Origin of the sequence: Pluralibacter gergoviae ATCC 33028 = NBRC 105706 (assembly GCF_001598855.1) — a bacterium.
Taxonomy (GTDB): domain Bacteria; phylum Pseudomonadota; class Gammaproteobacteria; order Enterobacterales; family Enterobacteriaceae; genus Pluralibacter; species Pluralibacter gergoviae.
In genome coordinates this window covers 269,056-293,592 of sequence record NZ_BCZS01000001.1, presented here as the reverse complement: position 1 = coordinate 293,592, position 24,537 = coordinate 269,056, and the positions used below count along the sequence as shown (strand labels likewise).

The 24,537-nt window shown below is 61.2% G+C and carries 25 protein-coding genes; 9 read left to right on the top strand and 16 right to left on the bottom strand.

Translation table 11 applies throughout. The features are described from left to right. Nucleotides 1-5: 5 nt before the first annotated feature. The 10 genes from ENGE1_RS01390 to ENGE1_RS01345 all read right to left on the bottom strand — a co-directional run bounded on the left by ENGE1_RS01390 (nt 6) and on the right by ENGE1_RS01345 (nt 8,834). The gene (locus ENGE1_RS01390; RefSeq protein ID WP_073971271.1) at nt 6-821 is read right to left on the bottom strand and encodes a 5'-nucleotidase, lipoprotein e(P4) family; all 816 of its coding nucleotides are present in this window, start codon (nt 819-821) and stop codon (nt 6-8) included. Between the two features lie 39 nt (nt 822-860). Next, nucleotides 861-2,168, bottom strand: coding sequence for a YhfT family protein (locus ENGE1_RS01385; protein ID WP_073971270.1), 1,308 nt, complete (start codon nt 2,166-2,168; stop codon nt 861-863). 10 nt (nt 2,169-2,178) lie between these two features. Next, nucleotides 2,179-2,532, bottom strand: a complete 354-nt coding sequence (locus tag ENGE1_RS01380) for a DUF2620 domain-containing protein (protein ID WP_064360432.1) — start codon at nt 2,530-2,532, stop codon at nt 2,179-2,181. 11 nt (nt 2,533-2,543) lie between these two features. After that, on the bottom strand, nt 2,544-3,419 hold the full coding sequence (locus ENGE1_RS01375; protein ID WP_045291174.1) for a phosphotriesterase-related protein: 876 nt from the start codon (nt 3,417-3,419) through the stop codon (nt 2,544-2,546). Continuing rightward, the gene (locus ENGE1_RS01370; protein ID WP_064360431.1) at nt 3,412-4,638 is read right to left on the bottom strand and encodes a phosphopentomutase; all 1,227 of its coding nucleotides are present in this window, start codon (nt 4,636-4,638) and stop codon (nt 3,412-3,414) included. Before ENGE1_RS01370 ends, ENGE1_RS01375 begins: the two co-directional genes overlap by 8 nt. Continuing rightward, complete coding sequence (locus tag ENGE1_RS01365) at nt 4,623-5,801, bottom strand: YhfX family PLP-dependent enzyme (RefSeq protein ID WP_064360430.1); 1,179 nt, start codon at nt 5,799-5,801, stop codon at nt 4,623-4,625. The genes ENGE1_RS01370 and ENGE1_RS01365 overlap by 16 nt, the downstream gene beginning before the upstream one ends. A gap of 103 nt (nt 5,802-5,904) precedes the next feature. Continuing rightward, a complete protein-coding gene (gene yhfZ / locus ENGE1_RS01360) occupies nt 5,905-6,810 on the bottom strand; it encodes a GntR family transcriptional regulator YhfZ (protein WP_048253943.1) in 906 nt (301 codons plus the stop codon). A 28-nt stretch (nt 6,811-6,838) separates the two neighbouring features. Continuing rightward, nucleotides 6,839-7,216 (bottom strand): hypothetical protein, encoded by a 378-nt coding sequence (locus tag ENGE1_RS01355; protein ID WP_048253942.1) that lies wholly within the window; start codon nt 7,214-7,216, stop codon nt 6,839-6,841. Nucleotides 7,217-7,502: 286 nt separating this feature from the next. Beyond that, the gene (locus ENGE1_RS01350) at nt 7,503-7,817 is read right to left on the bottom strand and encodes a hypothetical protein (protein ID WP_048253941.1); all 315 of its coding nucleotides are present in this window, start codon (nt 7,815-7,817) and stop codon (nt 7,503-7,505) included. 105 nt (nt 7,818-7,922) lie between these two features. Next, a complete protein-coding gene (locus tag ENGE1_RS01345) occupies nt 7,923-8,834 on the bottom strand; it encodes a LysR family transcriptional regulator (protein ID WP_048253940.1) in 912 nt (303 codons plus the stop codon). Between the two features lie 118 nt (nt 8,835-8,952). On the opposite strand from ENGE1_RS01345, the gene ENGE1_RS01340 reads away from it, so the two are divergent. Both ENGE1_RS01340 and ENGE1_RS01335 read left to right on the top strand, forming a co-directional pair. Next, nucleotides 8,953-10,761 (top strand): adenine deaminase, encoded by a 1,809-nt coding sequence (locus ENGE1_RS01340; protein WP_048273218.1) that lies wholly within the window; start codon nt 8,953-8,955, stop codon nt 10,759-10,761. Continuing rightward, a complete protein-coding gene (locus ENGE1_RS01335) occupies nt 10,754-12,097 on the top strand; it encodes an NCS2 family permease (protein WP_048253938.1) in 1,344 nt (447 codons plus the stop codon). The genes ENGE1_RS01340 and ENGE1_RS01335 overlap by 8 nt, the downstream gene beginning before the upstream one ends. On the opposite strand, the gene ENGE1_RS01330 is transcribed toward ENGE1_RS01335, so the two are convergent. Genes ENGE1_RS01330 through ENGE1_RS01320 form a run of 3 tightly spaced genes read right to left on the bottom strand, consistent with a single transcriptional unit; the run spans nt 12,087 to nt 13,472 of the window. After that, entirely contained in the window at nt 12,087-12,782 is a 696-nt protein-coding gene (locus ENGE1_RS01330; RefSeq protein WP_048253937.1) for an ArsR/SmtB family transcription factor, read from the bottom strand. The genes ENGE1_RS01335 and ENGE1_RS01330 overlap by 11 nt on opposite strands. Then, a complete protein-coding gene (locus ENGE1_RS01325; protein ID WP_048253936.1) occupies nt 12,779-13,174 on the bottom strand; it encodes an amino acid-binding protein in 396 nt (131 codons plus the stop codon). The genes ENGE1_RS01330 and ENGE1_RS01325 overlap by 4 nt, the downstream gene beginning before the upstream one ends. Continuing rightward, the gene (locus ENGE1_RS01320; protein ID WP_045291191.1) at nt 13,167-13,472 is read right to left on the bottom strand and encodes an antibiotic biosynthesis monooxygenase family protein; all 306 of its coding nucleotides are present in this window, start codon (nt 13,470-13,472) and stop codon (nt 13,167-13,169) included. The genes ENGE1_RS01325 and ENGE1_RS01320 overlap by 8 nt, the downstream gene beginning before the upstream one ends. 176 nt (nt 13,473-13,648) lie before the next feature. Here ENGE1_RS01320 and ENGE1_RS01315 point away from each other — a divergent pair, with 176 nt between their 5' ends. The 4 genes from ENGE1_RS01315 to ENGE1_RS01300 are packed head-to-tail and all read left to right on the top strand — an operon-like array spanning nt 13,649 to nt 17,414. After that, nucleotides 13,649-14,950, top strand: a complete 1,302-nt coding sequence (locus tag ENGE1_RS01315; RefSeq protein ID WP_048253935.1) for an NAD(P)/FAD-dependent oxidoreductase — start codon at nt 13,649-13,651, stop codon at nt 14,948-14,950. 14 nt (nt 14,951-14,964) lie between these two features. Further along, nucleotides 14,965-15,324: a cupin domain-containing protein gene (locus ENGE1_RS01310; protein WP_048253934.1), complete on the top strand. Its 360-nt coding sequence runs from the start codon at nt 14,965-14,967 to the stop codon at nt 15,322-15,324. 52 nt (nt 15,325-15,376) lie between these two features. Continuing rightward, nucleotides 15,377-16,873 (top strand): APC family permease, encoded by a 1,497-nt coding sequence (locus ENGE1_RS01305; RefSeq protein ID WP_045291195.1) that lies wholly within the window; start codon nt 15,377-15,379, stop codon nt 16,871-16,873. Further along, nucleotides 16,854-17,414 (top strand): DUF3156 family protein, encoded by a 561-nt coding sequence (locus ENGE1_RS01300; protein ID WP_043082907.1) that lies wholly within the window; start codon nt 16,854-16,856, stop codon nt 17,412-17,414. Before ENGE1_RS01305 ends, ENGE1_RS01300 begins: the two co-directional genes overlap by 20 nt. 50 nt (nt 17,415-17,464) lie before the next feature. Here the strand turns inward: ENGE1_RS01300 and ENGE1_RS01295 are convergent, their stop codons facing one another. Genes ENGE1_RS01295 through ENGE1_RS01285 form a run of 3 tightly spaced genes read right to left on the bottom strand, consistent with a single transcriptional unit; the run spans nt 17,465 to nt 20,484 of the window. After that, on the bottom strand, nt 17,465-18,583 hold the full coding sequence (locus ENGE1_RS01295; protein WP_048253933.1) for a class II histone deacetylase: 1,119 nt from the start codon (nt 18,581-18,583) through the stop codon (nt 17,465-17,467). A gap of 21 nt (nt 18,584-18,604) precedes the next feature. Further along, nucleotides 18,605-19,774 carry an MFS transporter gene (locus ENGE1_RS01290; protein WP_048253932.1) on the bottom strand — a complete coding sequence of 390 codons (1,170 nt, stop codon included), beginning with the start codon at nt 19,772-19,774 and terminating at the stop codon, nt 18,605-18,607. Nucleotides 19,775-19,821: 47 nt separating this feature from the next. After that, the gene (locus ENGE1_RS01285) at nt 19,822-20,484 is read right to left on the bottom strand and encodes a helix-turn-helix transcriptional regulator (protein WP_048253931.1); all 663 of its coding nucleotides are present in this window, start codon (nt 20,482-20,484) and stop codon (nt 19,822-19,824) included. 349 nt (nt 20,485-20,833) lie between these two features. Here ENGE1_RS01285 and ENGE1_RS29000 point away from each other — a divergent pair, with 349 nt between their 5' ends. The 3 genes from ENGE1_RS29000 to ENGE1_RS01270 all read left to right on the top strand — a co-directional run bounded on the left by ENGE1_RS29000 (nt 20,834) and on the right by ENGE1_RS01270 (nt 24,438). After that, nucleotides 20,834-21,613, top strand: a complete 780-nt coding sequence (locus ENGE1_RS29000) for an SDR family NAD(P)-dependent oxidoreductase (RefSeq protein ID WP_048253930.1) — start codon at nt 20,834-20,836, stop codon at nt 21,611-21,613. Nucleotides 21,614-21,625: 12 nt separating this feature from the next. Continuing rightward, on the top strand, nt 21,626-22,405 hold the full coding sequence (locus ENGE1_RS28995; protein WP_048253929.1) for a MoaF C-terminal domain-containing protein: 780 nt from the start codon (nt 21,626-21,628) through the stop codon (nt 22,403-22,405). Between the two features lie 905 nt (nt 22,406-23,310). Beyond that, on the top strand, nt 23,311-24,438 hold the full coding sequence (locus ENGE1_RS01270) for an LA_2272 family surface repeat-containing protein (protein WP_225823420.1): 1,128 nt from the start codon (nt 23,311-23,313) through the stop codon (nt 24,436-24,438). The last annotated feature ends 99 nt before the right edge of the window (nt 24,439-24,537 follow it).

Sequence of the window (24,537 nt, the reverse complement as noted above, 5' to 3'; positions counted from 1 at the left end):
CGGGGTTATTTAAAACTGGTTAACCTCGAGCGTCTCAGTTTATAAATTTTATTGTAATCAGCGTTGAATTTATCGCCAATCACCCCGCCATACCAATCGCCGTACATCGGGTTGGGGAAGATAATAAAACGGTCGCCAAACTCCTGGCGATGCGCCTCCATCATACTGTTGCGCTCCTCCTGCGTTTTCCCTTTTGAATCGATAAAATCGGCAAGATTATCGCCAAAATAGAGCACGACATTATATTTGCTTTCGAGCGCATCACGACGGCTCTGTTTTCCATGCATCTCCGGCGTTTTTAGTAGCAAATTTTCCCGCCTGGCCTGCGGTAAATTAATTCGCTGGAGGTTGCTGAGCGTGACATCAAACTGCGACTGCTTTCTGTCGCTGAGGTAAAAGATTTTGACGCCGTGCTCATCGGCAAAGCGCAGGAAATCGAGAGCGCCGGGCACCGGCTCTGCGGCAGCCATCTCTACCCACTCATCCCAGCCGGCAAGTAAAAACTGCTGGTTTTTAAGCAGCCACGCCTGATGCGGGCTGTCGTCCAGCACGGTCTCATCCAGATCGAGGACAATAGCCAGCGGCTTTACGGATTTTTTATTCAGCGCCTGCTCCAGCCGGAGCCGTCCCAGCTGGTAGCCCTGATAAAATGCGGCCCGCGCCTCGGCGGCATTCTGATACCAGAGCACCGACATGGTATATTGCTCCGTCAGGCAGCTGGCGGGCATATTCCCGACGGCCGGACTGCAGTGATTCTCCGCCGCAGCGGAAAAACCGGCGAACGATAAAAATAACGGAAGGCATAACGCTGCAAGTTTCATTGTATATCCTTATATATATTTCGATTGATAAAAAAACGGCTAGCGGATCGTTTGAAATAATCCAACCCAGTAAAGTAGATTGAGAATAACGCCGGTGACCATGACCGCCACCACCGGTGCCGCTATCTTCTGCACCGGACGACCTGATGCTTCATTAATAAAATAAAGGGCCGTGGCGATCGAGAATCCGGTATATCCCGCCATCTTAATCGCCGCAAAAATTGAGCCAATCAGCAGGGCGTACTCCATCAGCATATTCATCGCATTGCGAATATTGTCCGACGCGTTGCGCACCGAGGGATAGCGGCCAAGCCACTTGCCGATGGTGCGCAGCAGCAGCACTTCGGCGGAAATCACCGCCGCGCCGAGCAGGGCGGCAATCCACGGATTGGGCGCCAGATAGCCGACGGTGAAGACGAAGGTAAATCCGGCCACCGCATAGACGCCGGTCGCCAGCGCGGTGGTGGCGATCATCGGCACAAAGCCGAGGCCGCGCATAAACTCCGCCAGCGCCGCCTGGTGAACCAGCGCCTGCGACTCTGCGGGCGTCACCGCCGCGGAGTAGGCCCTCTCAAGGGTAAAAATTGACACTTCGCTACCGGCAAACAGCTTCATGCTGGCAACAGCGGAGATCAGCGCCCCGGCGGCGGCGATATACGGCAGATTTTTGACGATCCTCGAGGTGCGCTCCTCAAATACCGAGACGCCGTCGCTCCCCTCCGGCGCCCCCGCCCGGCTGCGCAGATCGTGAACGATAGCGATACCGAGCAGCAGCACCATGCCGGTGAAGATCTGAATCGACTCCGGCATCAGCTGAGGAAAGAAGCGCACGGTCACTATTCGGGTCATCAGCACCGCGGCGGCGGCCAGCAGGCTGCTCTTCCAGCCGAACTGGTAGAAGATAGCCACCAGCGGAAACAGCGCAAAGGCGGAGACCACCGGCGAACTCAGCTCCCCCAGCGCGCCCAGCACGTCGACGGGCAGTGCGGTCAGCAGCTGATTGACCGGCAGCAGGCAGGTCAGCACCAGCACGCCCCATACTGCGCCCAGGCCGACCGCCAGCAGGCTGTTAACGGCCAGTACACCAATAATATCCGTGGGCAAAAAGAGCAGCCACGCGTTAAGCAGCCCGGTTTTCAGGGTAAAGGAGATACCCACCGAGGCGACAAAGCCAATGCTCAGGCCGAAGGCGATGCTGCCCGCTTCGCGCCGCTTCATCGTGCCCTCCACCAGCTGCGGCAGTATCGGGCGAATGCCGTCGTGAAATACCGCGGCCGAGCGGTGCGATAGCAGCGCCGTCATGCCGGTCAGGCAGGCAACGATAAAAATCTCAAGATAAGATGCCACGGTGGTTCCCTCACTTCAGGTAGTTAACGAGCAGCGGAACGGCATGTTCAATGTTCTCCACCGACAGGCCAAAGGCGACCTTCCCTGCGCCGACCGCCCTGACGATCTCCTCCTCCCTGGCGCGCGCCCCCGGCCGGGCGATAGTGCAGCATTTGTTAAAGCCGATAATGGCAATGGCGATAGAGAGCGCCGCCCCCGCGCCGGTGTTGCAGGCGCCGATGTAGTAATCCAGCTGGCCGCTTTTCACTTTGCTGGCCGCCTCTAAATCGTTGCAAATAAAGGTTTCAAAACAGCCTGGCGCGGAGCTCTCAATCATCTGTTTGATAAGCTCACGCTGCAGTCCGGCAACGCCGATTTTCTTCATGGGTCATATCCTTATTTAAAAAAGCGCGATGGGTTTTCGATAAGTAGGGTGTTGAGATCCGCCGGGCTGAATCCTGACGCCAGCAGCCGGGGAGCAAAAGTGGTCAGCAGATAGCCGTAGCCGATGCCGCCGTTCGCCCGCAGGTGAGAGCGGCGGGTGATATCCATGGAGAGCATCACCCGCGCCAGCAGGCCGCGCTGGCGCAGCGCCTGCAGCATGGCAATTCGCTTTTCATCCGGGTAATAGCCGTTCTTGCCGATGGTGTCGAACTGCACGTAGGCCCCGGCGTCGATGATCTTCATGATGTCGTCGAGGTTATCGCGCAGATCGCAGTGCCCGATCACCACCCGCGAAAGATCGGCGCCCTGCCGGCGCAGAAGGCGGGTTTGCTCAACGCCCATGGTGCTGAACGAGGTGTGGGTGGATATCGGCCGCCCGGTCTCCTGCTGGGCAATGGCGGCAGCGGTAAAGACTTTCGCCTCCTGGTCGGTAATGCCGCCCTCGCTGGAGCCTATTTCGGCGATGACGCCGGCCTTGAGTAACGTACCGTCAATGCCGTTTTCAATCTCCGCGATCATCTCGTCCGCCAGCGCCCGGGCGCTGCTTTCCGCCACGCAGTGGGGATAAAAAGCGTGCTGGTAGTAGCCGGTGGCGGCGATAACATTGATGCCCGTCTCCTGCATCAAACTGAGCAGCACGCGGGCATCGCGGCCCATATAGCGACTGGTCACGTCAACAATGTTGCGCACCCCGAGGGCAAACAGCGCCTTCATTTCGTCGCGGATAAGCGCGTACTGGTCGTGGCGGCAGTCAATGTCGCCCTTGAACGCCGAGAGATCGATATGCAAATGCTCGTGCGCGTAGGTATAGCCTGAAGCGTCAATCATGTTCCTGCTCCCTGGTAATTAACGATAAAAACGAGCGGCCATTCTCCGGCGGCCCGGCCATGAAGAAGTCGCACACCGTCGCCCCGACGTCGGAGAGCGTGCTTCTCAGCCCAAGCCGCGCGGGCCGCGCGCCGGGGGCGTAAACCAGCAGCGGCACCTTCTCCCGGGTGTGCCTGCCGTGGCCGATAGTGGGATCGTTGCCGTGATCCGCCATGACGATAAGGCAGTCGCCTGCCGCCATCTCCGGCAGCAGCGCCGCCAGGGCGTCATCCACCAGCCGCAGCCTGTCGATATAGCGCTCAACGTCTTCGGCGTGTCCCGCCAGGTCGGTCTCCTGGATATTGCTGCAGATAAAGACCGGATCGCGCCGCAGAAACTCGCGGCGGGTGATGTCCATGATCTGGCCGCTATCGACGATATTCTTCCAGCTGATGCCGCATCGGTTGTCGACAATATCGGCCACTTTGCCGACCAGCACCGTCGGCACGCCCGCCGCATGGAGCCGCTGCGGGACCTGTACCGACGCGTCCACGCCGTAGCCCATATGCTCGACCTGGAAACCGCGCCGGTATACGCCGCTGCGGGGCGTGTTGAGGCCGATATAGCCTCCCGCCCTTTGCTCGACGGCGTCGATAAGCTGCCGGCTGCTCTCCAGCTCGCCGCCGCAGGCGATGACCCGCCCGACGGTGGCCTGCGCGCGCACGATACCGCCAATGGCCTTCACCTCAGAAAAGGCGATTTCGCTAAGGTTGGCGGTGATGTTGTAGACCTGCCCCGGATCGGCCTCCAGGTTGTCGCCTATCGCCACGCAGCCGTTCACCAGCAGCCAGTACGGGCCCGCGCCCTGGCGCACCGCGCCATAGCCCGCCGCCTGCAGACTGGCCTCAACGCTGTCGATAACCTCGCTGAAGGCCATGACCCGCGGCGGTTTCGGGCGAGTACCTAAAATTTCTTGATGGCCCTGAAAGGTATCGCCGCCTTCGTGCAGCAGTTCGGCTGTGCCCCATATTGCGGTTTCTGAAGGCTGCATAACGCCGGGCGCAAAGCCCAGGGCGTTGATCAGACCGAGCCTTTCCAGCGTCGGCAGGCACAGCTGCGGGCAGGACTGCAGAATATGTCCGCAGGTATTGGCCCCGCGGTCCTGCGGCCTGACCTCGGGAACGTCGTCCATCGCGCCGACGCCGAAGCTGTCGATCACCAGCACTATGCATCGCGCCATAGGTCCTCCAGGCGATTTCCCTGACTGCCGTAGCGGGCAACGATTTCAGGCGTTCCGCGCGCGAGTCCGGCAATCAGCACCACCTCGCTGCGGGTGACGAAGATTTGCGTGCGAAAGCAGAAAATGGCGGCGCTGCCGGGCGCAAACTCGCCCTCAAGCGGCAGGAAGTAGTCAATGCTGGCATCGTCGACGGCGCCGAGGGCCACCCGACGGGGAACGTTTTCACCGGGCGCGTAGATCAGGGCATTCTTTGCGTTTCCGCGCCGGTAGTAGCCGCCGCCGTAGCAGTAGCTGCGCCCCTTAAACTGGTGAGAGATTTCGCTGAGCCACAGCATCGCTACCGTCTCCGGCTGATCGCCCCGCCTGTTGGCCGGAATGGTGCCGGTGAGCGCGTGGCCCGGCTCGGCGTGCGTCACGTTGAACTGTGCAAGCAGAGGCAGTGAAGTGCAGCTGGTCGCCGAGGGCGCGTTAAGCTGCCCAACGCGGACACCGCACTGCTCCAGCCGGGCTTTAGCCGCCAGCAGCGAGCGCAGGTTTTCCGTCGGCACCACGGCGGAGTGCTGCTCGTCCCACAGCAGGCAGGGGAAGTGCGTCAGGCCAGCGATAGCGACCCCCGGCAGGGTGCGTATCTCGTCAACGGCTGCGGTTAACGCCGTAAGAGAAAATCCGCTCTCCTGGCCGGGATAGAAGAGGTCGTTTTCGCCGTACACCTTAAGCATGATGGCCTGCACCCGGCCGGCGCTGAGGGCCGCCGCGGAGATCTCGCGCGCCTTTTCTACCGAGAAAACGGTGATAATGTCGGTACCCTGCTCAACCGCTTCGCGGACCTGCCCCGAGGGGATCTGCACCAGGTGCCCCTGATGCGCCACCTTTATTCCCGCCCGGCGCATAATGCGGGCCTCTTTATCATCAACGGCCACGACGCCCTCAAAGCCCAGGCGCAACAGCTTTTCGGCAAGCCACGGATTACGCCCCAACTGCTTGGTCATGACATACAGAGTAATATTCAGCTCGCGGGCGACGGTGAGGATTTTACCCGCATTTTCAATCACCCGATCGACATCGATAATATAGCTGTCCGGCGCTATTTTGCCCTGACGCCAGAAATTAAGAGCAGCAGTAATCAGCGCAGGATTCTGCCGCTGCAGCGCATTTATAAACATCCATTACCTCTTTAAATATATCCATATGATTTATTCAGATTACTGAAGATTTAAAACCGCCAAATTCCCCTTAGTGAGAAAATATTGTTGCTAACGCCCGCTATTAATAGTGAGGTTCCAGCTCTCCGCGAATAACCCGACGCTGGTGGTCGAGTAATCGTTCCTTATCGACGAGTGCGTTAAATAATGTCTTAATCGGATAATCATCGGCGCGGATCAGCACCACGGCCTCCGTCGCCGCCAAAAGGCGCGGGTCCTGGGGCAGCGGCCTCGCCTCCAGTCCGAGACCGTTAAGCACCTGTTCGTCCACCACGTTCCAGACAACGGCGTCAATATCGCCACGCGCCACGCGGGCCAGGCTTTCGTGATACGAGAGCGCGACGTACTCGACGTTCCGCCGCTCGAAGCAGGCCCGGGTCAGCATTTTCTGATCCGCAGAGCGGCCGTCGATGCCTACCCGACGAATAGCATTCGCCCGTCCGCTGCGGCAGATAAGCCGGTGCTCGCCCACGTAGGTATGCGGGCCGAACTCGAGTACCGCGCTGAGATGGCCCTCTGCCAGATAGCTGCTGGCCGCCAGCCGGGAGACCACCGCCATGTCATACACGCCGCCGAGCAGGCACTCAACGCGGCTGTCGGCGCCGCGCATATGCGCGTAGTAGAACGGGACTCCCTCAAACAGCGCCTTCAGGCCGCTCGCCAGCCCTTCATACATACGCGTATAGGGCAGCGGCATGGCGCACACTACGTTGCTGATATCAATATTGGCGAGCAGCGCTGTGTGATCCACTGCCAACAGGTAGCTGCCGTTGCGCCCCCGCCGTTCGATGCAGACCGCGCCCGAGGCTTCCAGCGACTTCAGCCCCGCCTGAGTCAGGCCAACCGAGGTGCCGCAGGCAACCGCCAGCGCCTCAATGGTCATGAGGCGATTGCCCTGCCGTTCACCGAGCAGGTAGCGGGCTAAGGCGTTGAGCAGCACGCCCTCTTTTTTGATAAATGTCCTTTTCATTGCTGAATTCTCTGCGCCACGACGGTATTTACACCGTCGCGCCCGGGACGTTCTGCGCCTGATTCAGCAGCAGGCCGTACAGGTTAGCCAGCAAATAACCCTGTTCGCACTCCGGTACCGATACGGGGAAAAACTGCAGAAGTTCGTGGTGGAGTTCTGCAATCTCCGGATAGCGCGCAGAGTCCGTCACCTCTGAGAGCACGTCAGCATCAATGGCGGAGATCGCTTCCCCTCTGCGGGCGCGCATCAGGGCATTCGCCATATGGGTAAGCAGCATATCACCCTGTACGTGACGAATATCGAGCCGACGTTTCTTTTCAAGACAGGTAATGACGTTAAGCATTCCATGATAAATATCGGCATCAATAATCTTTGCCTTATGCAGTATTTCCAGTCTGTTTTCCATGTTATTCCACGCACCTGTTAGGCGTTACATTAATATAAATACATCGTAAGGAAATATTCACTAAATTGAACGCAAGCACTTTATTCGACGCTAAATCCCCGCGTAAACAATAAAAAAATAAAATTGCGAAGAGACTCACAATTGTCGCTTTAATATATAACGACAGTTATGTGTTTCGCTAAATTAAATTACGTATTATCATTAAAAAACAAGAGTTATCTTTAATGGAAAGATAACTCTTGTAGCGGAACGGCTATTATTTAAAACGACCGTATTTATTCCGGGCCTATCTCCATTGATGGCTACAATAAAACCAGCACTTCAACGAAACGATCGGCGAACGCATTAAGCGAAGCGTTAAAAATACCGCGCCTATACCCGCTGCGACCAGAATCAGGTCTTTAACCGGCGTGACAATAGCCAGCACCAAAAGGCCCAGCAGACAGGTCAGGAACAGGGAGGTATAGACCATGAAGCGCTTGGCAAACCCGGCGACCACGCCGTCCAGCGTGCCGTCAGGTGCGACGATGTTCTGTTTGAGGATGTGCAGATCGTGTTGATTAAACCCGGAATGCAGTAATGTATATTCTTCACGACTCATACATTGCTCCTGTCAGCGATAACGCTTTTCGGAAGGGAATCACTAAGAGTTATCTTAGCGGAATGTTATCCATCACTAATTCTTATCGTGTAAAAAATCTCGACGCTATCGCAATTTTTCTAAAAGTAGTGAAAAACATGTTTCAATCCGTGGCGGCAGCGGCTGAGAACCGCGCATCAGCGCCACGGTGCGCGACATATCGGGCTGCTGCAGACGGGACACCGTCAGGACGGGATCCCGCAGATGCGTGGTATACAGCTGCGGCAAAATCGCCACCGCCAGCCGGGAGCGTACCAGGCCGTACAGCGTCTCAATGTAGTCCACCTGGTAGCGCATATTCAGGCTCAGCCGGTGGCTCTCGGCCAGAGCGCCGACCAGCCGCAGGATATTCCCCCTTGAGAAGACGGCGATATCGCGCTCCAGCAGCTGCTTCCAGGGCAGGTGCGCCTGGCCCGCCAGGGGATCGTCGCGGTGCAGCACGGCGACGAACGGATCTTCGCGCAGGGGAAAGACCTGGACGCCCTCCGGCAGCGAACGGTCGACGGCGCCGATGCCGAAGTCGATGCCGCCGCGCTGCAGTTCCTGCAGCAGCGTATCGTTGGTGCGGTCGTGAAATTCGACCCGCAGGCGCGGAAACGCTTCGGCCAGCACCTGCGGCAGCAGCGGAAAGAGCAGCGCGCTGACCGAAGGCACCATGCCAATGCGCACCGTGCCGTCGCCGCCGGCATCGACGGCCTGCTGCATATCCAGAAAGGCGTTCTGCGCCACGCTCAGCAGACGCCGGGCGTGCGGCAAAATCGCCACGCCGAGATCGGTGAGCGTCACCGCCGGGGCGGTGCGGTTGACCAGCTTACCGCCGAGCACGCTTTCAATCTGGCGCAGAGCGCTGCTGAGCGCGGGCTGGCTTATCGCCAGCCGGTTAGCGGTATCGGTAAAATGGCGCAGCTCCGCCAGGGTCACGAAGTACTGGATCTGCTTAAGCGAGAGCGCGGGCAGGCGCTGCCAGGGTTCAATCATCTTTGTTCCTGGTGATGGGGCAAAATAACCCGGCCTTATCGGCCGATAAATTTATTCATCTGGGCAATCGTTTGCCATGCCTCTAGAGTAGCCCCATTATCCTTGTGCCGGAGTTGTTATGTCCAGCAGTGCTGAAGCTCGCCGCCGCGCCGTTGAGGCCGCCCGCGGAGAAGCCCCTTTTGATTTACTCCTCACCGACGCGCAGATCGTCGATATGGTCACCGGCGAAGTGCGCGAAGCCGATGTCGGCATCGTCGGCGAAATGATTGCCAGCGTGCACCCGCGCGGCAGCCGCCGCGACGCCCGCGAGTGCCGCTCGCTGGCGGGCCGCTATCTGTCGCCGGGTCTGATTGATACCCACGTGCATCTGGAAAGCTCCCACCTGCCGCCCGCGCGCTACGCCGAAATCGTGCTGGCCCAGGGCACCACGGCGGTATTCTGGGATCCGCACGAACTGGCCAACGTGCTGGGGGTCGACGGCGTGCGCTACGCGGTGGCGGCCAGCCGCGACCTGCCGCTGCAGGTGATGGTCGCCGCGCCGTCGAGCGTGCCCTCCACGCCGGGGCTGGAGATGTCCGGGGCCGATTTTGCCGGAAAAGAGATGGAGACCATGCTGGCGTGGCCGGAAGTGCGCGGCGTCGCCGAGGTGATGGACATGTACGGCGTGCTGCACGGCAGCGAACGGATGCAGGAGATAGTCCAGGCGGGGCTCAGCAGCGGCAAGCTGATTGAGGGCCACGCCCGCGGCCTGCGCGGCGCCGATCTGCAGGCCTATCTCGCCGCCGGGGTCACCTCCGATCATGAGCTGACCTCCGCCGACGACGCGCTGGAGAAGCTGCGCGCCGGGCTGACCCTGCAAATTCGCGGCTCGCACCCCTATCTGCTGCCGGAGATTGTCCGGGCCCTGATGACCCTGCCGCACCTCTCCTCGCAAATTACCGTCTGCACCGACGACGTACCGCCGGACATGCTGCTGGAGCACGGCGGGATCATTAATCTGCTGAACCAGCTGATCGCCCACGGGCTGCCGGCGACGGACGCCCTGCGCTTCGCCACCCTCAACGCCGCCCTTCGCCTGCAGCGCAGCGATCTGGGGCTGATCGCCGCCGGACGCCGCGCCGATCTGGTGGTCTTTGACTCCCTGCAGCGGCTTTGCGCGCAAGAAGTGTACGTTGCCGGTCGTCTGCTGGCCCGCGGCGGCCGCCTGCTGGCGCCGATCGCCGATTCAGGAGAGGCGGCACCGCGCAACACGCTGCAGCTTGCCGCCCTGAGTGCGGACGACTTTATGATGAAAATCGGCGGCATCCGCCACGGCAGCGCCCGCCTGCGCCACATTCGCGGCGCGCGCTTCACCGAGTGGGGCGAAGTGGACGTTGACATTCGCGACGGCCGGGTGCAGCTCCCCGCAGGCTTCAGCCTGATCTGGGTCAAGCACCGCCACGGCCGCCATCGGGCGACGCCGCAGATTGCCCTGCTGGAGGGCTGGGGCGAGCTGCGCGGCGCGATCGCCACCAGCTACTCCCACGATTCGCACAACCTGGTGGTGCTCGGGCGCAGCCCTGAGGATATGGCGCTGGCGGCCAACCGGCTGATCGCCTCCGGCGGCGGCATGGCGCTGGCGCAGGCGGGTGAGATCCTCGCCCACGTGGCGATGCCGATTGCCGGTATGCTCTCGGACCTGCCCGCCGCCGAGCTGGCGCAGCAGTTCCGCACGCTGCGGGATCTCAGCGCGAAAATCGCCGACTGGGAGCCGCCCTACCGGGTGTTTAAAGCGATCGAAGGCACCTGCCTCGCCTGCAACGCCGGCCCGCACCTGACCGATCTGGGCCTCACCGACGGCGGCACCCGCCAGATTGTCGATCCGCTGATCTCATGCCGGGAGACGGCGGCCCCGGAAAATGCCGACGAGGAGCGCAGGCATGACTGACAACACGATCCCAACCGCCCGCCGGGAGAGCTGGCTGGAGCGGCGCTTCGCTCTACGCGCGCGCGGCACCACCGTGCGCACCGAGTGCCTCGCCGGCATTACCGGCTTTCTTGCCGCCGCCTATCTGCTGGTGGTGATCCCCGGCCTGCTGGCGGCGGGCGGCATGGATAAAGGCGCGGTCACCACCGGCACCATTCTGGTGTTTGTGGCCGGCTCCCTGCTGATGGCCTTTTACGCCAACCTGCCGTTTATCGTCGGTCCGGGGATCGGCGGCTCGGTGCTGGTCGGCATCACCCTCGCCGGCAGCGAGGGCATCGGCTGGCCCATCGGCCTGGGCATCGCCTGCTGGTCGGGCATTCTGTTTTTTCTGCTGACGAAGTTCGGCCTGCGGGAAGTGGTTACCCGCTCGGTGCCGCAGTCGATCAAACTGGGGCTGACCGCTTCCATCGGGCTGTTCGTCGCCCTGCTCGGCTTTCGCAACGCCGGTCTGGTGATGGCAAACGCCAAAACCAGCGCGCTGATGCTCGGCGACTTCCTCTCGCCCGGCGCGCTGGTGGCGCTGTGCGGCCTGTTCGTGGCTATCGCCCTGCAGGCGCGGCGCGTGCCCGGCGCGATCCTGTGGGCCATTCTGCTCGCTACCCTGGTCGGTATTCCGGCGGGCGTCACCCGCCTGCCCGACCACGTGATTGATTTTCCGCATCCGCTGACGCCGGTGCTTGGCAAAATTGACCTGCTGGGGGCGCTGAATATCGCCTTTCTGCCGTTCCTGTTTATCTTCTTCGCCTCGGAGTTTTTCTCCACCATGGGCACCACCCTCGCGGTGGGCGGCGAAGCGGGGCTGCTGGATAAAGAGGGCAATATGCCGCAGATCAACCGCCCCTTTATGGTGGACTCCATTGCCGCCGCAGTCGGTCCGTGGCTCGGGATCCCGGCGGCCACCGCGCTGATTGAATCCTCGGCGGCAGCAGAAGCGGGCGGCAAAACCGGGCTCACCGCACTGGCGGCGGCGGCGATGTTCCTGCTGATGCTGCTGTTTACCCCGCTGGCGCTGACCATCCCGAAAGCGGCCACCGCCCCGGCGCTGATCCTGATCGGCCTGAATATGTTCAGCGGGCTGCGCAAGGTGGATCTGGCGAACTTCACCGACGGCCTGCCGGTGCTGATGATGGTGATGGTAACCCTGATCGCCAACAGCTTCGGCACCGGCATCGCCGGCGGGCTGCTGTTCTACATCATGATTAAAACCGTGGCCGGAAAGTGGCGCGAGGTGCCGGCGGGGCTATGGATCATCGCCGTGCCGCTGGTTTACTACTTCGCCACTCTGGTCAGACACTGAACAGACTTTTCATCGCCCGCCTGCCCGCCGCCGTGACGGCTACCTCCCGATAGCCCGGCGTGCGGGTCAGCCAGCCCTGGCGCTCAAAATAGAGCAGCAGGGCGGCTCCCGCCGCGCCGCCGAGGTGAAAGCGCCTCTCGCTCCAGTCGAGACACGGGCAGCAGGCTGCCCGGCGGGTAGCCGGATTAAGTTCGATGCCCAGCCGGGCAAACAGCGCCAGCCCCTCCTCCGTCAGTGCGTTGCCGTCCGGCGCGAGCCAGCCTTTATCGATCATCGCCTGATAGAGCCCCACCGCCAGCGTCCCCGCCAGGTGGTCGTAGCAGGTTCGCGCCTCGCGCAGGGCGGCAGGGGTCCGGGTCCGCAGCGGCCCGGCAAGGGTCTGCGACAGGCCCATCATACTCTCCAGCAGTTGCGCCACCTCCGGCCCGGCAAGCCGGAAATAGCGGTGCCGCCCCTGAGCAACCGTCATCAGCAGACGTCCCTGCACCAGCTTCTGCAGGTGGGCGCTGGCGGTAGAGGCGGCAATATCGGCCGCGGCCGCCAGCTCGGTCGCCGTCCACGCCCGGCCGTCCATCAGCGCGCAGAGCATTTTCACCCGCGAGGCGTCGGCGATGGCCGCCGCCAGAGCGGTGACGTCCGCTTCCGGGCCGCTCTCAAGCTGCTTTGCTTCTGATTTGAGGTTCATGCTGCTTCCGCATCTGCCCAGACAAGGGTGGCGTCCCGCGCCAGGGCATCGTTATCCGTCACCAGAATTAAGCGCCCGGCGTGATCGCTGTACTGGATCAGGATATTAACACCCTTTCGCGCCAGCGCGCCGGCAATCGCCCCCAGCTCGCCGAGGCGCTCCTGGCGCAGGCGGCGGATCAGCGGTTGACGAACGGCAACGACCTCAATGCCTGCCCGCATCAGCACCTCCCGGGCGCGCTCGCCCTCTTCGACCAGAAAGTGGGCGTGGGCCCGCGGGCCGTCGCTGAAGACGCCGCCGCCTTCCAGCCCGATGCCGCTGTCACAGAGGGTTTTGCCCATCAGGGCCAGCTCGCCGGGAACGTTGCGCAGTATTAGATGAACGTCATACATGATGGGCATACTCCCGCTGCAGGGCGACAATGCGGATCCGGTAGCTGGCGAACAGGCTGGCCTTACCCTCCTCCTGCGCCGCCCGGTGCTGCAGATCCTGCTTCCACGCCAGCACCGCCGCCTCGTCGCGCCACCACGAGAGCGACAGCACTTTGCCCTCCGCGCTCAGGCTCTGAAAACGCTCGATATCAATAAATCCGCTCAGCTGCGCCAGACGCGGCTTCAGCTCCGCCGCCAGCGCCAGATAGCGATCCTGCGCGCCGGGTTTTAATTCTGCTTCAAAAAGGACGGCAATCATGGGTTTCTCCCGTAGTGGATGCAGCCCAGAGTAGCGGCGTTGAAGCCCTCATACTTCGTCAGCGGGCGAAATGTCGCATTGCCGTCCCCCCCTTTCCCATCCACCTTTCGAACGATACCGCCCTTTCACGCCCCGTGCTGAGATAGGCCATTGTCAAGGCTACAGGGGATGACGCAATGAACATCAAGATTGATGCGCTGAACTACTACGGCGCCACCAAAAAGTATCACTTACACTTTCCGCCGCTGCAGGAGGATATTGAGGCCGACGTGGTTATCATCGGCGGCGGCTTTTCCGGGATCAATACCGCGCTGGAGCTGGCCGAACAGGGCGTCACCAACGTGGTGGTGCTGGAGGCGCGTCACCTGGGCTACGGCGGCACCGGGCGCAACGGCGGCCAGGTGATGGCCGGGATCGGCCACGATATCGAGGCGGTGAAAAAGCACGTCGGGCCGCAGGGGCTGCAGTCGCTGTTTACCATCGCCAATCTCGGGGCCGGGATCATCCGCGAGCGGATCAAAAAGTACCAGATTGACGCCGACTTCGTGCCGGGCTACGGCTATCTGGCCTACAACGCGCGGCAGCTGAAAACCCTGCAGCAGTGGGAGAAAGAGTTCAAACAGGCGACGCCAGATGAGGATATTGCGCTCTACACCGGCAGCGAGGTGCAGCAGGTGGTCGGCTCCCCGGTCTACTGCGGCGCGCTTAAGCACATGGGCGGCGGGCAGATCCACTCCCTGAATATGCTGCTCGGCTCGGCGAAGGCGGCCGCCTCGCTGGGGGTGAAAATTTTTGAATCCTCGCCGGTGGTCGAGGTGGAGTACGGGAAAACCGTACGCGTGCGCACCGCCATGGGCAGCGTGCGGGCGGCGAAGCTGCTCTGGGCCTGCGACAGCTTCCTCAACGGCCTGGAGCCGGAGATCTACCGCAAGACGCTGGTGACCTACTCGTACCAGATTGCCACCGCGCCGCTGCCGGACGAGGTTATCGAGCGCATCAGCCCGCTGCGCGGCGCCTTCAGCGACATTCGCCCGGTGATCAACTACTACCGCATCACCCGCGAAAATCGCCTGCTGTTCGGCAGCGCCACCCGCTTCGTGGAGTATACCCCCAGCGACTTCGCCAACTGGAACCGGACGCTGATGGGCCAGGTATTCCCCTATCTGAAAGAGGTGAAAATCGACTTCGCCTGGGGCGGGCCGATGGCCTGCAGCGCCAACCTCTTTCCGCAAATCGGCACCCTGCGCGAACGCAGCAACGTCTTTTATGTGCAGGGTTACTCCGGCTTCGGCGTCACGCCGTCGCATATCGTCTGCAAGATCCTCGCCGAGGGCATTCTCGGCGGCTCCGAGCGCTACCGGCTGCTGAGCAGCATTCCTCACGCCACCATTCGCGGCCGCGACAGCCTGCGCCCGCTGCTGGTTACCGCCGGAAAATTAATGCATCAAACCAGCGGCTTCTGGAAAGGCCGCAGCTAATCAGGAGAATCACCATGCACGTATTTAAACTTAGTCAGCCCCTTCCCGAGCTGGAGGCCATCGGCAGCGTCAGCCTGCTGGGGGCCACACCCACCGAGGGCGATCCGCAGGTCGCCGCCCGCATGGTCTACGGCGCGCCCGGAGATGCCTTTACCTGCGGGATTTTCTCCGCTACCCGGGGCGGCTTCGCCATGACCTATCCCTTCACCGAGCACGCCACGGTGCTGGAGGGCGAAGTGGAGCTGACCGTGGCCGGCGGCGAGCCCCAGCGCTTCGCGCCCGGCGACAGCTGGTTTGTTAAGCAAGGCACGGAAGTGCAGTGGCGCATCCTCTCCCCGCGCTTCGTGAAGCACTATCTGGCTAACGTCGAATAACCGCCGCCGGGCGGGCGCGCCTGCCCGGCACCCCACTGCGCCGAGGTTGATTATGTTCAGCAGCAGACTCACCCGCCACCTGGAACGCGGCGTTATTGGTTTTCCCACCACCCTCGCCAGCTCGGTCGGGGTGATTATGGCCAGTCCGGTGATCCTGACGGTCACCAGCGGTTTCGGCATGGGGGGCGATACCTTTGCCCTGGCGGTACTGCTGGCCTTTATTATGATGCAGGCGCAGGTGACCACCTTCGCCGAGGCCGCGACGCTTATCCCCACCTCCGGGTCGGTGTATGACTACATCGCCTGCGGCATGGGGCGCTTTTTCGCCATCACCGGCGCGCTCTGCGCCTATCTGATCGTGCATATCTTTGCCGGCACGGCGGAGACCATCCTCGCCGGGATCATGGCGCTGGTGAATTTTGAATCGCTCAACGCCCATCTTGCCGCTCAGCAGAGCTCCTGGATGGTGGGCGTGGGCATGGTGATCCTGTTCGGACTGCTCAACGCCATCGGCGTGGAGATCTTTGGCAAGGCCGAAGTGTTTCTGACCTTCGGGATGTGGTTTACGCTGACGGTATTTGGCCTGTGCGGCGTATTGATGGCGCCGCTGACCCACCTGCCCGGCTGGTTCGGCGGCGCGCTGAATACCGCTAACCTCTCCGACCTGTTCAGCTACGTCGGCATGGCGATGTTTATGTTTGTCGGCTGCGAGCTGGTCACGCCGATGACGCCGGAAATACGCCGGGCGCAGCGCACCATTCCGCGGGCGATGGCCCTCGGGCTGACCGGCGTCGCCTGCTGCATGTTTCTCTACGGCGCGGCGATCAATCGCCAGGTCGTCAACGCGGTGGTGGATGCCGCCCACGGCGTTCACCTGCTGGATACGCCGATGGCGATCCCGGCCTTCGCCGAACGGGTGATGGGCAAATTCGGCCAGTACTGGCTCGGCGCCGGGCTGCTGCTGGCGGGCTGCGCCACCATCAACACCCTGATGGCGGCGGTGCCGCGCATTCTTTACGGCATGGCGCTGGACGGCGCCCTTCCCAGGATACTCACCTGGCTGCATCCGCGCTTTAAAACGCCGGTGGTGGCTATCGCGATAGCGGTGGCGATCCCCTGTCTGCACGCCTGGTATCTGCAGGGCGACGTTGACCGCATCGTGCCTCTGATCCTCGCCGCCGTCTGCGCCTGGGGCGTGGCCTACCTGCTGGTCACGCTCTCGGTGGTGCTGCTGCGCCTGCGCCGCCCGGATCTGCCCCGCGCCTACAAATCGCCGCTGTTTCCGCTGCCGCAGATCCTCTCCAGCGCCGGCATCGTTATCGCCATTATCAACATCACGCCGCCGGGCATGGACAGGCGGGAGGTGCTGGTGCCGTTCTGCATCATGCTGGGCCTGACGGCGGCCTACGCTCTGCTCTGGAGCCGCTTCGTGCAGAAGGCCAACGCCTTTACCCCGCTGGAGGTGGAAGCCGTAGTGGACAGGGCCATTGCCGTTGGCGACAGCCTCGATGCGCCCCGGGAGGTGCCCGATGCCCTGCGCACCCTGTGAGCCCGCGCCGCTGCTGGCGCTGGTCCGCCGGGATCTCGGCGGCTGGCCGACGGAGCCGACCGGCGCCGGCCAGCTGCGGCTGCGGCTCTCCGACACTGCCAGCGTCACCCTGGACGTGTGCCGCCAGCGGCTGTTTATGGCCCACATCGAGCGCTGCGAATTTGCCATCGCCGGCGGTCCGCCGCTGCCCGCATCCGGCCGGATAGAGGCCCGGCAGCCCGGCTGGTTCCGCCGTCAGCCGGCGGTCTTCCGCGCCCGGCGCGGCGATGCGCTGGCGCCGCTGGCCCGCTATCTCAACGGCTTCCCCAGCCTGCGGCAAACCCTCAGCGAGCTGGACTATCGCCGCTTTCAGCTGATCGTTAATGAAGAGGGATGGCGCTGTACGCTGGAGCCGTGGGGCGCCAGCCTGGTGGTGTGTCGCCTGCCGCCGCTGCGGCGCTATATTCGGCTGGAAACCCACCAGCGCATGCTGCTGCTCAGCGCCCTGAGTATGATTGCGGCGGCCATCGCGCGGTTTGAGAAAGCCTCTGCTGGTCAATAAATAACGGGCCGGGGGCGCTCTGCGCCACCGGCCCGTCAATCACCTCAGAATCAGCGCAGATTCAGGTCCCGCGCCAGATCGTCGATGGCCTGCCGCTGAAAGGCGATAAACTCCGCGCGCGGCTGCTGCAGGCGAATGAATTCCAGCAGCGGATCGACGACCTCGGTGCGGATCCCGCTCAGGGCCTCCATCACCGCCAGGCCGCAGAACGGCACGTAGGATTCGGCATAGCCGCCCTCGTGGACCATCACCAGCTTGCCGCCGCAGAGTTTGTCCGCCGCCGCCTGCACGCTGTCGGTCATCGCCCGGAAGCTGTCGCTATGCAGCTGCATGCGCGCCAGCGGATCCATGGCGTTAGCGTCGTAGCCGCAGGCGACAACGATCATCTCCGGTTTAAAGCGCGCCAGGGCGGGCAGCACAATGGTCTCCAGCGCATAGCGCCAGCTTTCGTCTCCGGCTCCCGCGAGCAGGGGAATATTGATGTTATAGCCCCGGCCCGCGCCTTCCCCGCGATCGTTCTCCCCGCGATAGCCCGGCGGAAAGCAGTTCTCCTGGTGCAGGGAAATGGTCAGTACGTCGTCCCGCTGCCAGTAGATATGCTGCGTACCGTTGCCGTGGTGGACGTCCCAGTCGATCACCGCCACCTTGCCGAGGCCGAATTTTGCTTTCGCCCGCTCGATGGCGATGGCGATATTGGCGAGAAAGCAGAAGCCCATCGGCTGGTCCGGCAGGCAGTGGTGCCCCGGCGGGCGGGAGAGGGAGTAGGCGTTATCCAGCTCGCCCAGCAGTACCGCCTCGACGGCAGCGCTCGCCAGCCCGGCGGAGAGGCTGGCTATCTCATAGCTTCCCTGCCCCAGCGGCGCCTCTTCCCCGAGCAGGCCGCCGCCGCTGTCACTCATCGCCTTAAAGCGATCCAGGTAGCTGTCGGGATGAATACGCAGCAGATCTTCCCGCGTTGCCAGCGGCGCGCTGCGCAGCTGCAGCTGCGGCGTGAGCCCGGCGACATCCATCAGGTTTTTCAGCCGCCGCTTGCTCTCCGGCGATTCGGCATGGCCGCCGCCCGTCGGCGGCTGCACCCAGCCGCCGACGGGCAAAATTCCCGCGTGCAGGCCGGTGTTGTGCCACAGGCAGCGCTCATCAAAGAAAAAACCGGTCTTTCTTGTACTCATTGCCATCTCCACAGATGTTGATTACTGGCGGCCAGCCGAGGCGGCCGCAATCAGGATAAAAGAGGCTACCGCGCACAGGCCGGCGCCCGCTAACAGCGCCGTCGTGCCGGGAAAGTGCTGCAGCAACGCCCCGGCAATGGCCGGACCCAGCGCCATCCCGCCGCCAATCACCAGATTAATGCTGTTCATCAGCCGCCCGTCGCGGTCCAGCCGCGCCACGCGGGCGAGAATAAAGGGCAGGACAAAGGTCCAGGTGAATTTGAAAAGGAGCGCGGCCAGCGCAAAACGCCCCAGCTGAGGGCTATCCGCCAGCAGAATGATGCTCAGCGCCAGCAGGGTATAGCCCAGCAGCACCGGTACGCTGTCCCGGCGTCCGGTTCCGCGCAGCGCCGCCGCGCCCGCGCCGATAATGCCGAAGAGCGTGGCGGCGGCCAGCACCTGCCCGCTGCGCACCGGCGTCAGGCCCGCGTCATGGCCAATGCCGCCGATAAAGGTCCAGATAGCGCTCAGGCTGATATAAAACAGCAGCACCGCCAGGACCGCCTGCAGCCGGCGGGCAAGGGAGACTCGCTTCCCGGCTGCGCCGCGTTCAGCAGCCTTAAAGCGCGCCGGAAACGCGCCGACCAGCGGCAGCGCCAGGGCGGCGATCGCCGCGAGCCCCAGATAGGCGGCCTTCAGCCCCACGACAGCAAACAGCGGCGGCAGCGCCAGCAGGCCAGCGATCCCCAGCAGCAGCTGGCCAAGCACCCAGAAGGCGTAGGTGCGCGAAGGGTTTGCCGTGGCGGCAGCGCAGCTGATGCACAGAATCATCAGCGTCCCCCCGGCCAGAGAGGCGACGAAGCGGACCAGGAGCAGAGGTTCATAGCGGGTAACCGCCGCCGAAAGCAGGTTAGCCAGCAGAAAAACGCCGACGGCGCCCAGAGCCACTTTGCGCCAGCTGATGCGCCGCATCCACCACCAGGCCGGAACGGTGGCCAGGCTCATTCCCCCCAGCTCGGTGGAAAAGAGATAGCCGATGCGCGCCGGGCTCAGCTGCCATTCGCTGGCCAGCTGCGCCGCGACGGCGGGGGCCGTCATTAAGATACCGGGCGCCAGCGCGGCAAAAACGACAATAGCGCACAGCAGTCGCCTGGCGTGAAGCGCAGAGGAAAACGGAGAAATCCCGGATGCTGCATTTTGCGTATCGGACATCGTTACGGCTCTCCTGCAATGGATGAAACCCTGCGTCCTGCGAGCGGCTAAGCCCCTGCCCGGCTGCGGGAAACCAGCTCCGTGCGGTTAACCACCTCGGTTTTGCTGAAAATATGCCGCAGATGCGTTTTAACCGTGGAGAGCGAGATATTAAGTTCGCGGGCGATGATCTTATTGCTGGCCCCCTCCTTTACCAGGTCGAGGATTTCGCGCTCTTTGAGGGTAAGCAGACCGGAGAAAGCCTCTTCATCCTGCAGCGCGTCGCCTATCACCAGATCGACCAGCGGCAGGATCGCGCCCACCCGCTGACGCTCCTCTTCACTGAAGGGCGTATCCCGCATCAGGGAGATGCCGGCGACGATGCCCTGGCGACGGCGGATGAAGATCTCGGTCATGTCGCGCATGTTATTGGGCAACATAAAGTCGTGGTAATAGTGGCGACAGCGGGCGACCCGCACGGGGGTCATGGTCACCACGGACGCGCGCTGATGATGAAAGTGCACCGGCAAAAGCGGATCGTGAGACTGAAAATGCTCCAGATATTGCCGGTGGGTATTTTCCGCCACGTTGTGCAGGACATAATTTTGCGGCATCTGGCGGGCGTCAACCCGATAAAATACCGCCGATGACAGAGGGATAAGCTGCGCAATTGTCTGTAAACAGCGGTTCGCCACCTGCTGACTGCGGCCGTGAGACACTGATGCTGACATAGGCACTCCTCCGGTTGTTTTAAACGGACGGCTTCGGGGCTGAAATAGTGAGATTTAGCATAATAACAACAAAAAACTAACACAACCATTAACATATTAACAGTGTGATACTGATTACATATTATATTTCATCGCGTTGATAAATAAGGCTTATTACAGCAAGACAAATACTCACCCTCGCATTCTGTTAAGTTATAAATAAAAATTATTTACGCACAACAAAAACTATTGTTTATCACCGGCTTCACCTATTTATCTGCGGATAACCGCGCCCTTATCGGCCGAAAGAACGATAGCGGTGGCCAAAAAAAGCCGCCAGAGTGGGAAGACCTATATCCGGAGGCGTTAAATGAGCAAAGTAGTGGTAATTACCGGTGGCGGAACCGGCATTGGCGCAGCCTGCGCGCAGCTGATGGTCGCCGCCGGCAGCAAAGTCTTTATTGTTGGCCGCCGGGTTGAGCCCCTTCACGCCACCGCCAGAGAAACCGGCGCGATACCGCTCATCGGCAACGCCGCCAGCGACGCCGACTGGCGGGAGCGCCTGCTTCCGGCGATCCGCCAGCGGGCCGGCGACATTGATACGCTGATTTGCAGCGCGGGCGGGATGGGCTTCGGCGCGGCGGGCGAGACAGACAATAGCGCCTGGCAGGCGGCTATCGACAGTAACCTGACCAGCGCCTTCGCCAGCGTCAGGGCCGTGCTGCCGCAGCTTGTCGCCAGCAGGGGCAGCGTGCTGTTTGTCGCCTCTATCGCATCGCTTGCCGCCGGGCCGGAGGCCTGCGGCTACGTCACCACTAAACACGCCCTGCTCGGGCTGATGCGCTCCGTTGCCCGCGATTACGGCCCGCAGGGCGTGCGGGCGAACGCTATCTGCCCCGGCTGGGTGACGACGCCGATGGCGGATGAGGAGATGCAGCCGCTGATGCAGGCGCAAAATCTGAGCCTCGACGAGGCCTACCGCCTCGTCTGTCGCGATGTGCCTCTTCGGCGCCCGGCGAGCCCGCTGGAGATTGCCCGGGTCTGCCAGTTTCTCTGCTCCGCCCAGGCCTCCATCGTCAGCGGGGCGGTACTGACCGCCGACGGCGGCGCCAGCGCCGTAGACGTCCCTACCCTCGCCTTTTCACTGTGAACAGGAGTCGTTATGACAGCAGATACGCTTTTTATCCAGGTCGGCGCCCTTGCCGACGGCTTTGCCCCGAACGCCAATACTCTTCCCGCCTGCGCCCTGCCGGCGGGCAGCGCCTATGATTTCTATACACAAGCGGGCGTCCAGCGCCTGCGCATTGAAGATGAAGCCACCCTGAGCTGGAACGGACAGCGGCTGCCGTGGCGCGCCACCGCGCTGCGCCCCGATATTCTGTTTATTGACTTCCCGCACCCGCAGCGGGCGAACGCCAGCCTGAGCATCATCTGCAATCTTACGGCGCAGAATGCGACCCTGGTGGCGGGCAGTCTGCCGGACGAGGCCGCCGTCCGCCTCGACGCCTTCAGCCGCGTGGAGCAGAATCTGCCGCTGACCGCCGTTGAGGTCGACTTCAGCTTTGCGCGCATGAACGCCGAACCCGGCCCGCTGCCCGCCTTTACCGACGCGCTGCTGGGCATGCGCAACCGTTATACCTACAGCCCAACCGAACGCTACGAGCATATTTATCTCAACGACAACTTCTACGCCTGGCACTGTCTGGAAGGCGTGGAGAAAGGCCTGGCGGACGTGGACCGCTGCCACTATGTGAGCGTCGCCGACGATCTCTACCTTTTCGTGTGGCGTGAAAAAATTGTCCCGACGCTGGGGGTGATCCTGATCGATCTGCAGCAGATGCGCACCGACGGCAAAATTATGGGCTATCAGGAGAGCGACTTCTCCACGCTGAGCAATTTCCCGGTGGGCGCCACCGCCGAAATTATCAACGTGACGCGTTGAGCGCCCGGCGCAGCTGCGGATTTTTTCGGCGGCTGCGATTAGCGATTCAAACAGCCAGAGATTATAAGATTCACTATTTGTGCTTTATTTTCGCCATATTCGCAAGATGTGAACTGGTTTTCCATAGTGACTATTCGCCCCCTAAAAATAACCATAATGGAACGCCAAAATTAGCGCTAATGAGCCTCATAGCAGCAATATCATAATGTAACCCAGTGTTAGAAAACATTAATAGATTATTGCCTGCAGAATAAACAATAAAATTATCCCGAGAGAATAAAAGCGCTCAAAAAAAATGCTTCTTTATAGCCGATGCGATCATTCGTCTATTTGTTTATTGAACGCTGCATCACAGAAAATCCCGCAGCACCAGCCAGTTAGCTTCCGCACCTTCTCACACCCATGACGACGTCAGCGAAAGCGGATGGCGCTGCCTCCGTCAACCGCTGCCGCTGGCTCTCAGCGGCCGCCAGTATAATGTTATTGAATGTAAGAAAATGTATATTACGGGGTATTTAAGCCCGCATTTTTTGCAAAGATAAATGGCCGGAATAACGTAAATTTTAAAAAAGCAAAATCACTGGCACCCCCAGAGTTTATTTTGCAGCCACCGACCTGATAGCACTATTTGTATATCCAATAGCACTAATTGGGAATATTTACGTGGCGAGCTAAGCGGATATCACCTGGGACATATAATATCTGCCAGACAGGCAATATATTAAACCAAATGCAAGTTGGGATAAAAAATGAAACGTTCAACTCTAGCTCTATTACTTTCATGCGCGATGTTTTCTACTGCAAGTTTTGCAACGCCGGTACAATTAGCATCCGTAAAAAACCTCTCTGCGGATTCCGAAGTTAACGGCTTCCAGAGCTCCCTGTTCTACAGCAACACCGGAACAGTGAACGGTTTCGATCTCCCGATCCTGGGCTACACCGAAATGGATCAGGTTAATGGTCTGCAGCTCGGTGCAGCCGCAGGTTCCCACGTGCGTAACGGCGTCAACGGTGCGGCCATCGGCCTGTTCAACTGGCACGGCGGGGAAGATAACGGTTTAAACATCAGTCTGGCAAACCAGGTTGGTAACATGAACGGCGCAAGCATCGGCGTCTACAGCGCCGCCGATCAGATGAACGGCCTGAACATCGGCGGCTTTACCGCTGCCGGCAACCTGAGCGGCACCGGCGACATCAACGGTATGAACGTCGGCGCGCTGGGCAACTACAACAAAGGCCGTATGTACGGCTTCAACGTCGCGGGCCTTGGTAACTACACCGAAGGCAGCATGAAAGGCCTGAACGTTGCGGGTATCGGTAACGATATCGGCGGCGATGTGAAAGGCATGAACGTTGCCGGTATCGGTAACTACATCGGCGGCGAAATGAAAGGCTTCAACGTCAGCCCGTTCAGCTGGGTTGAAAAAGACGTGACCGGTGCTAACGTCAGCATCGCCAGCCACAGCCGTAACGTAGAAGGCTTCAACGTCGGCGGTATCGCCAACTGGAGCGAAGGCGACATTAAAGGCATGAACGTTGCCGCCGTCAACGTCTCCGAAAACGTGACCGGCCTGAACATCGCGCCGTTCAACAAATCAAAAGATACTGTCGGTGCCAACATCACTGCCTTCAACTGGTCTGAAAACACCACCGGCTTCAACGTGGGCGCGGTTAACCGCACTAACGATATGACCGGTTTCAACCTGGGCGGTTTTAACGTGGCAAATAACGCCACCGGTATGAACCTGGGTGCCGTCAACTATAACGGCGGTAACGTTACTGGTCTGAACATGGGTGCGGTGAACATCACCTCGCAGAACGTCACCGGCTCCAACATCGGTGCTATTAACGTGACTTCCGGCAGCAGCTCCAGCGACTTTGGCGCCATCAACTACGCCGACAGCACCAACTTCCAGTTTGGCCTGATCAACGCCACCAAACATCTGGAAGGCCTGCAGATCGGTGTTATCAACATCGCGATGGATGCCACCGTACCGGTACTGCCGCTGGTGAACTTCCACCGTTCTTTCTGATAATAAAGAAGCGGCAGACGCAGGGATGCGGCTCTCCCCTTCACGGCTCGCCGCACGGCGGCGGGCCTGCTAAAACCTCCTCATTATTATTGTCAGTGA

Excerpts from the sequence above, each read along its gene's own strand:
- ENGE1_RS01390 (WP_073971271.1), bottom strand. The coding sequence starts at position 821 with ATGAAACTTGCAGCGTTATGCCTTCCGTTATTTTTATCGTTCGCCGGT.
- ENGE1_RS01380 (WP_064360432.1), bottom strand. The coding sequence starts at position 2,532 with ATGAAGAAAATCGGCGTTGCCGGACTGCAGCGTGAGCTTATCAAACAG.
- ENGE1_RS01375 (WP_045291174.1), bottom strand. The coding sequence starts at position 3,419 with ATGATTGACGCTTCAGGCTATACCTACGCGCACGAGCATTTGCATATC.
- ENGE1_RS01370 (WP_064360431.1), bottom strand. The coding sequence starts at position 4,638 with ATGGCGCGATGCATAGTGCTGGTGATCGACAGCTTCGGCGTCGGCGCG.
- ENGE1_RS01365 (WP_064360430.1), bottom strand. The coding sequence starts at position 5,801 with ATGTTTATAAATGCGCTGCAGCGGCAGAATCCTGCGCTGATTACTGCT.
- yhfZ (WP_048253943.1), bottom strand. The coding sequence starts at position 6,810 with ATGAAAAGGACATTTATCAAAAAAGAGGGCGTGCTGCTCAACGCCTTA.
- ENGE1_RS01355 (WP_048253942.1), bottom strand. The coding sequence starts at position 7,216 with ATGGAAAACAGACTGGAAATACTGCATAAGGCAAAGATTATTGATGCC.
- ENGE1_RS01350 (WP_048253941.1), bottom strand. The coding sequence starts at position 7,817 with ATGAGTCGTGAAGAATATACATTACTGCATTCCGGGTTTAATCAACAC.
- ENGE1_RS01345 (WP_048253940.1), bottom strand. The coding sequence starts at position 8,834 with ATGATTGAACCCTGGCAGCGCCTGCCCGCGCTCTCGCTTAAGCAGATC.
- ENGE1_RS01340 (WP_048273218.1), top strand. The coding sequence starts at position 8,953 with ATGTCCAGCAGTGCTGAAGCTCGCCGCCGCGCCGTTGAGGCCGCCCGC.
- ENGE1_RS01335 (WP_048253938.1), top strand. The coding sequence starts at position 10,754 with ATGACTGACAACACGATCCCAACCGCCCGCCGGGAGAGCTGGCTGGAG.
- ENGE1_RS01330 (WP_048253937.1), bottom strand. The coding sequence starts at position 12,782 with ATGAACCTCAAATCAGAAGCAAAGCAGCTTGAGAGCGGCCCGGAAGCG.
- ENGE1_RS01325 (WP_048253936.1), bottom strand. The coding sequence starts at position 13,174 with ATGTATGACGTTCATCTAATACTGCGCAACGTTCCCGGCGAGCTGGCC.
- ENGE1_RS01320 (WP_045291191.1), bottom strand. The coding sequence starts at position 13,472 with ATGATTGCCGTCCTTTTTGAAGCAGAATTAAAACCCGGCGCGCAGGAT.
- ENGE1_RS01315 (WP_048253935.1), top strand. The coding sequence starts at position 13,649 with ATGAACATCAAGATTGATGCGCTGAACTACTACGGCGCCACCAAAAAG.
- ENGE1_RS01310 (WP_048253934.1), top strand. The coding sequence starts at position 14,965 with ATGCACGTATTTAAACTTAGTCAGCCCCTTCCCGAGCTGGAGGCCATC.
- ENGE1_RS01305 (WP_045291195.1), top strand. The coding sequence starts at position 15,377 with ATGTTCAGCAGCAGACTCACCCGCCACCTGGAACGCGGCGTTATTGGT.
- ENGE1_RS01300 (WP_043082907.1), top strand. The coding sequence starts at position 16,854 with ATGCCCTGCGCACCCTGTGAGCCCGCGCCGCTGCTGGCGCTGGTCCGC.
- ENGE1_RS01295 (WP_048253933.1), bottom strand. The coding sequence starts at position 18,583 with ATGAGTACAAGAAAGACCGGTTTTTTCTTTGATGAGCGCTGCCTGTGG.
- ENGE1_RS01290 (WP_048253932.1), bottom strand. The coding sequence starts at position 19,774 with ATGTCCGATACGCAAAATGCAGCATCCGGGATTTCTCCGTTTTCCTCT.
- ENGE1_RS01285 (WP_048253931.1), bottom strand. The coding sequence starts at position 20,484 with ATGTCAGCATCAGTGTCTCACGGCCGCAGTCAGCAGGTGGCGAACCGC.
- ENGE1_RS29000 (WP_048253930.1), top strand. The coding sequence starts at position 20,834 with ATGAGCAAAGTAGTGGTAATTACCGGTGGCGGAACCGGCATTGGCGCA.
- ENGE1_RS28995 (WP_048253929.1), top strand. The coding sequence starts at position 21,626 with ATGACAGCAGATACGCTTTTTATCCAGGTCGGCGCCCTTGCCGACGGC.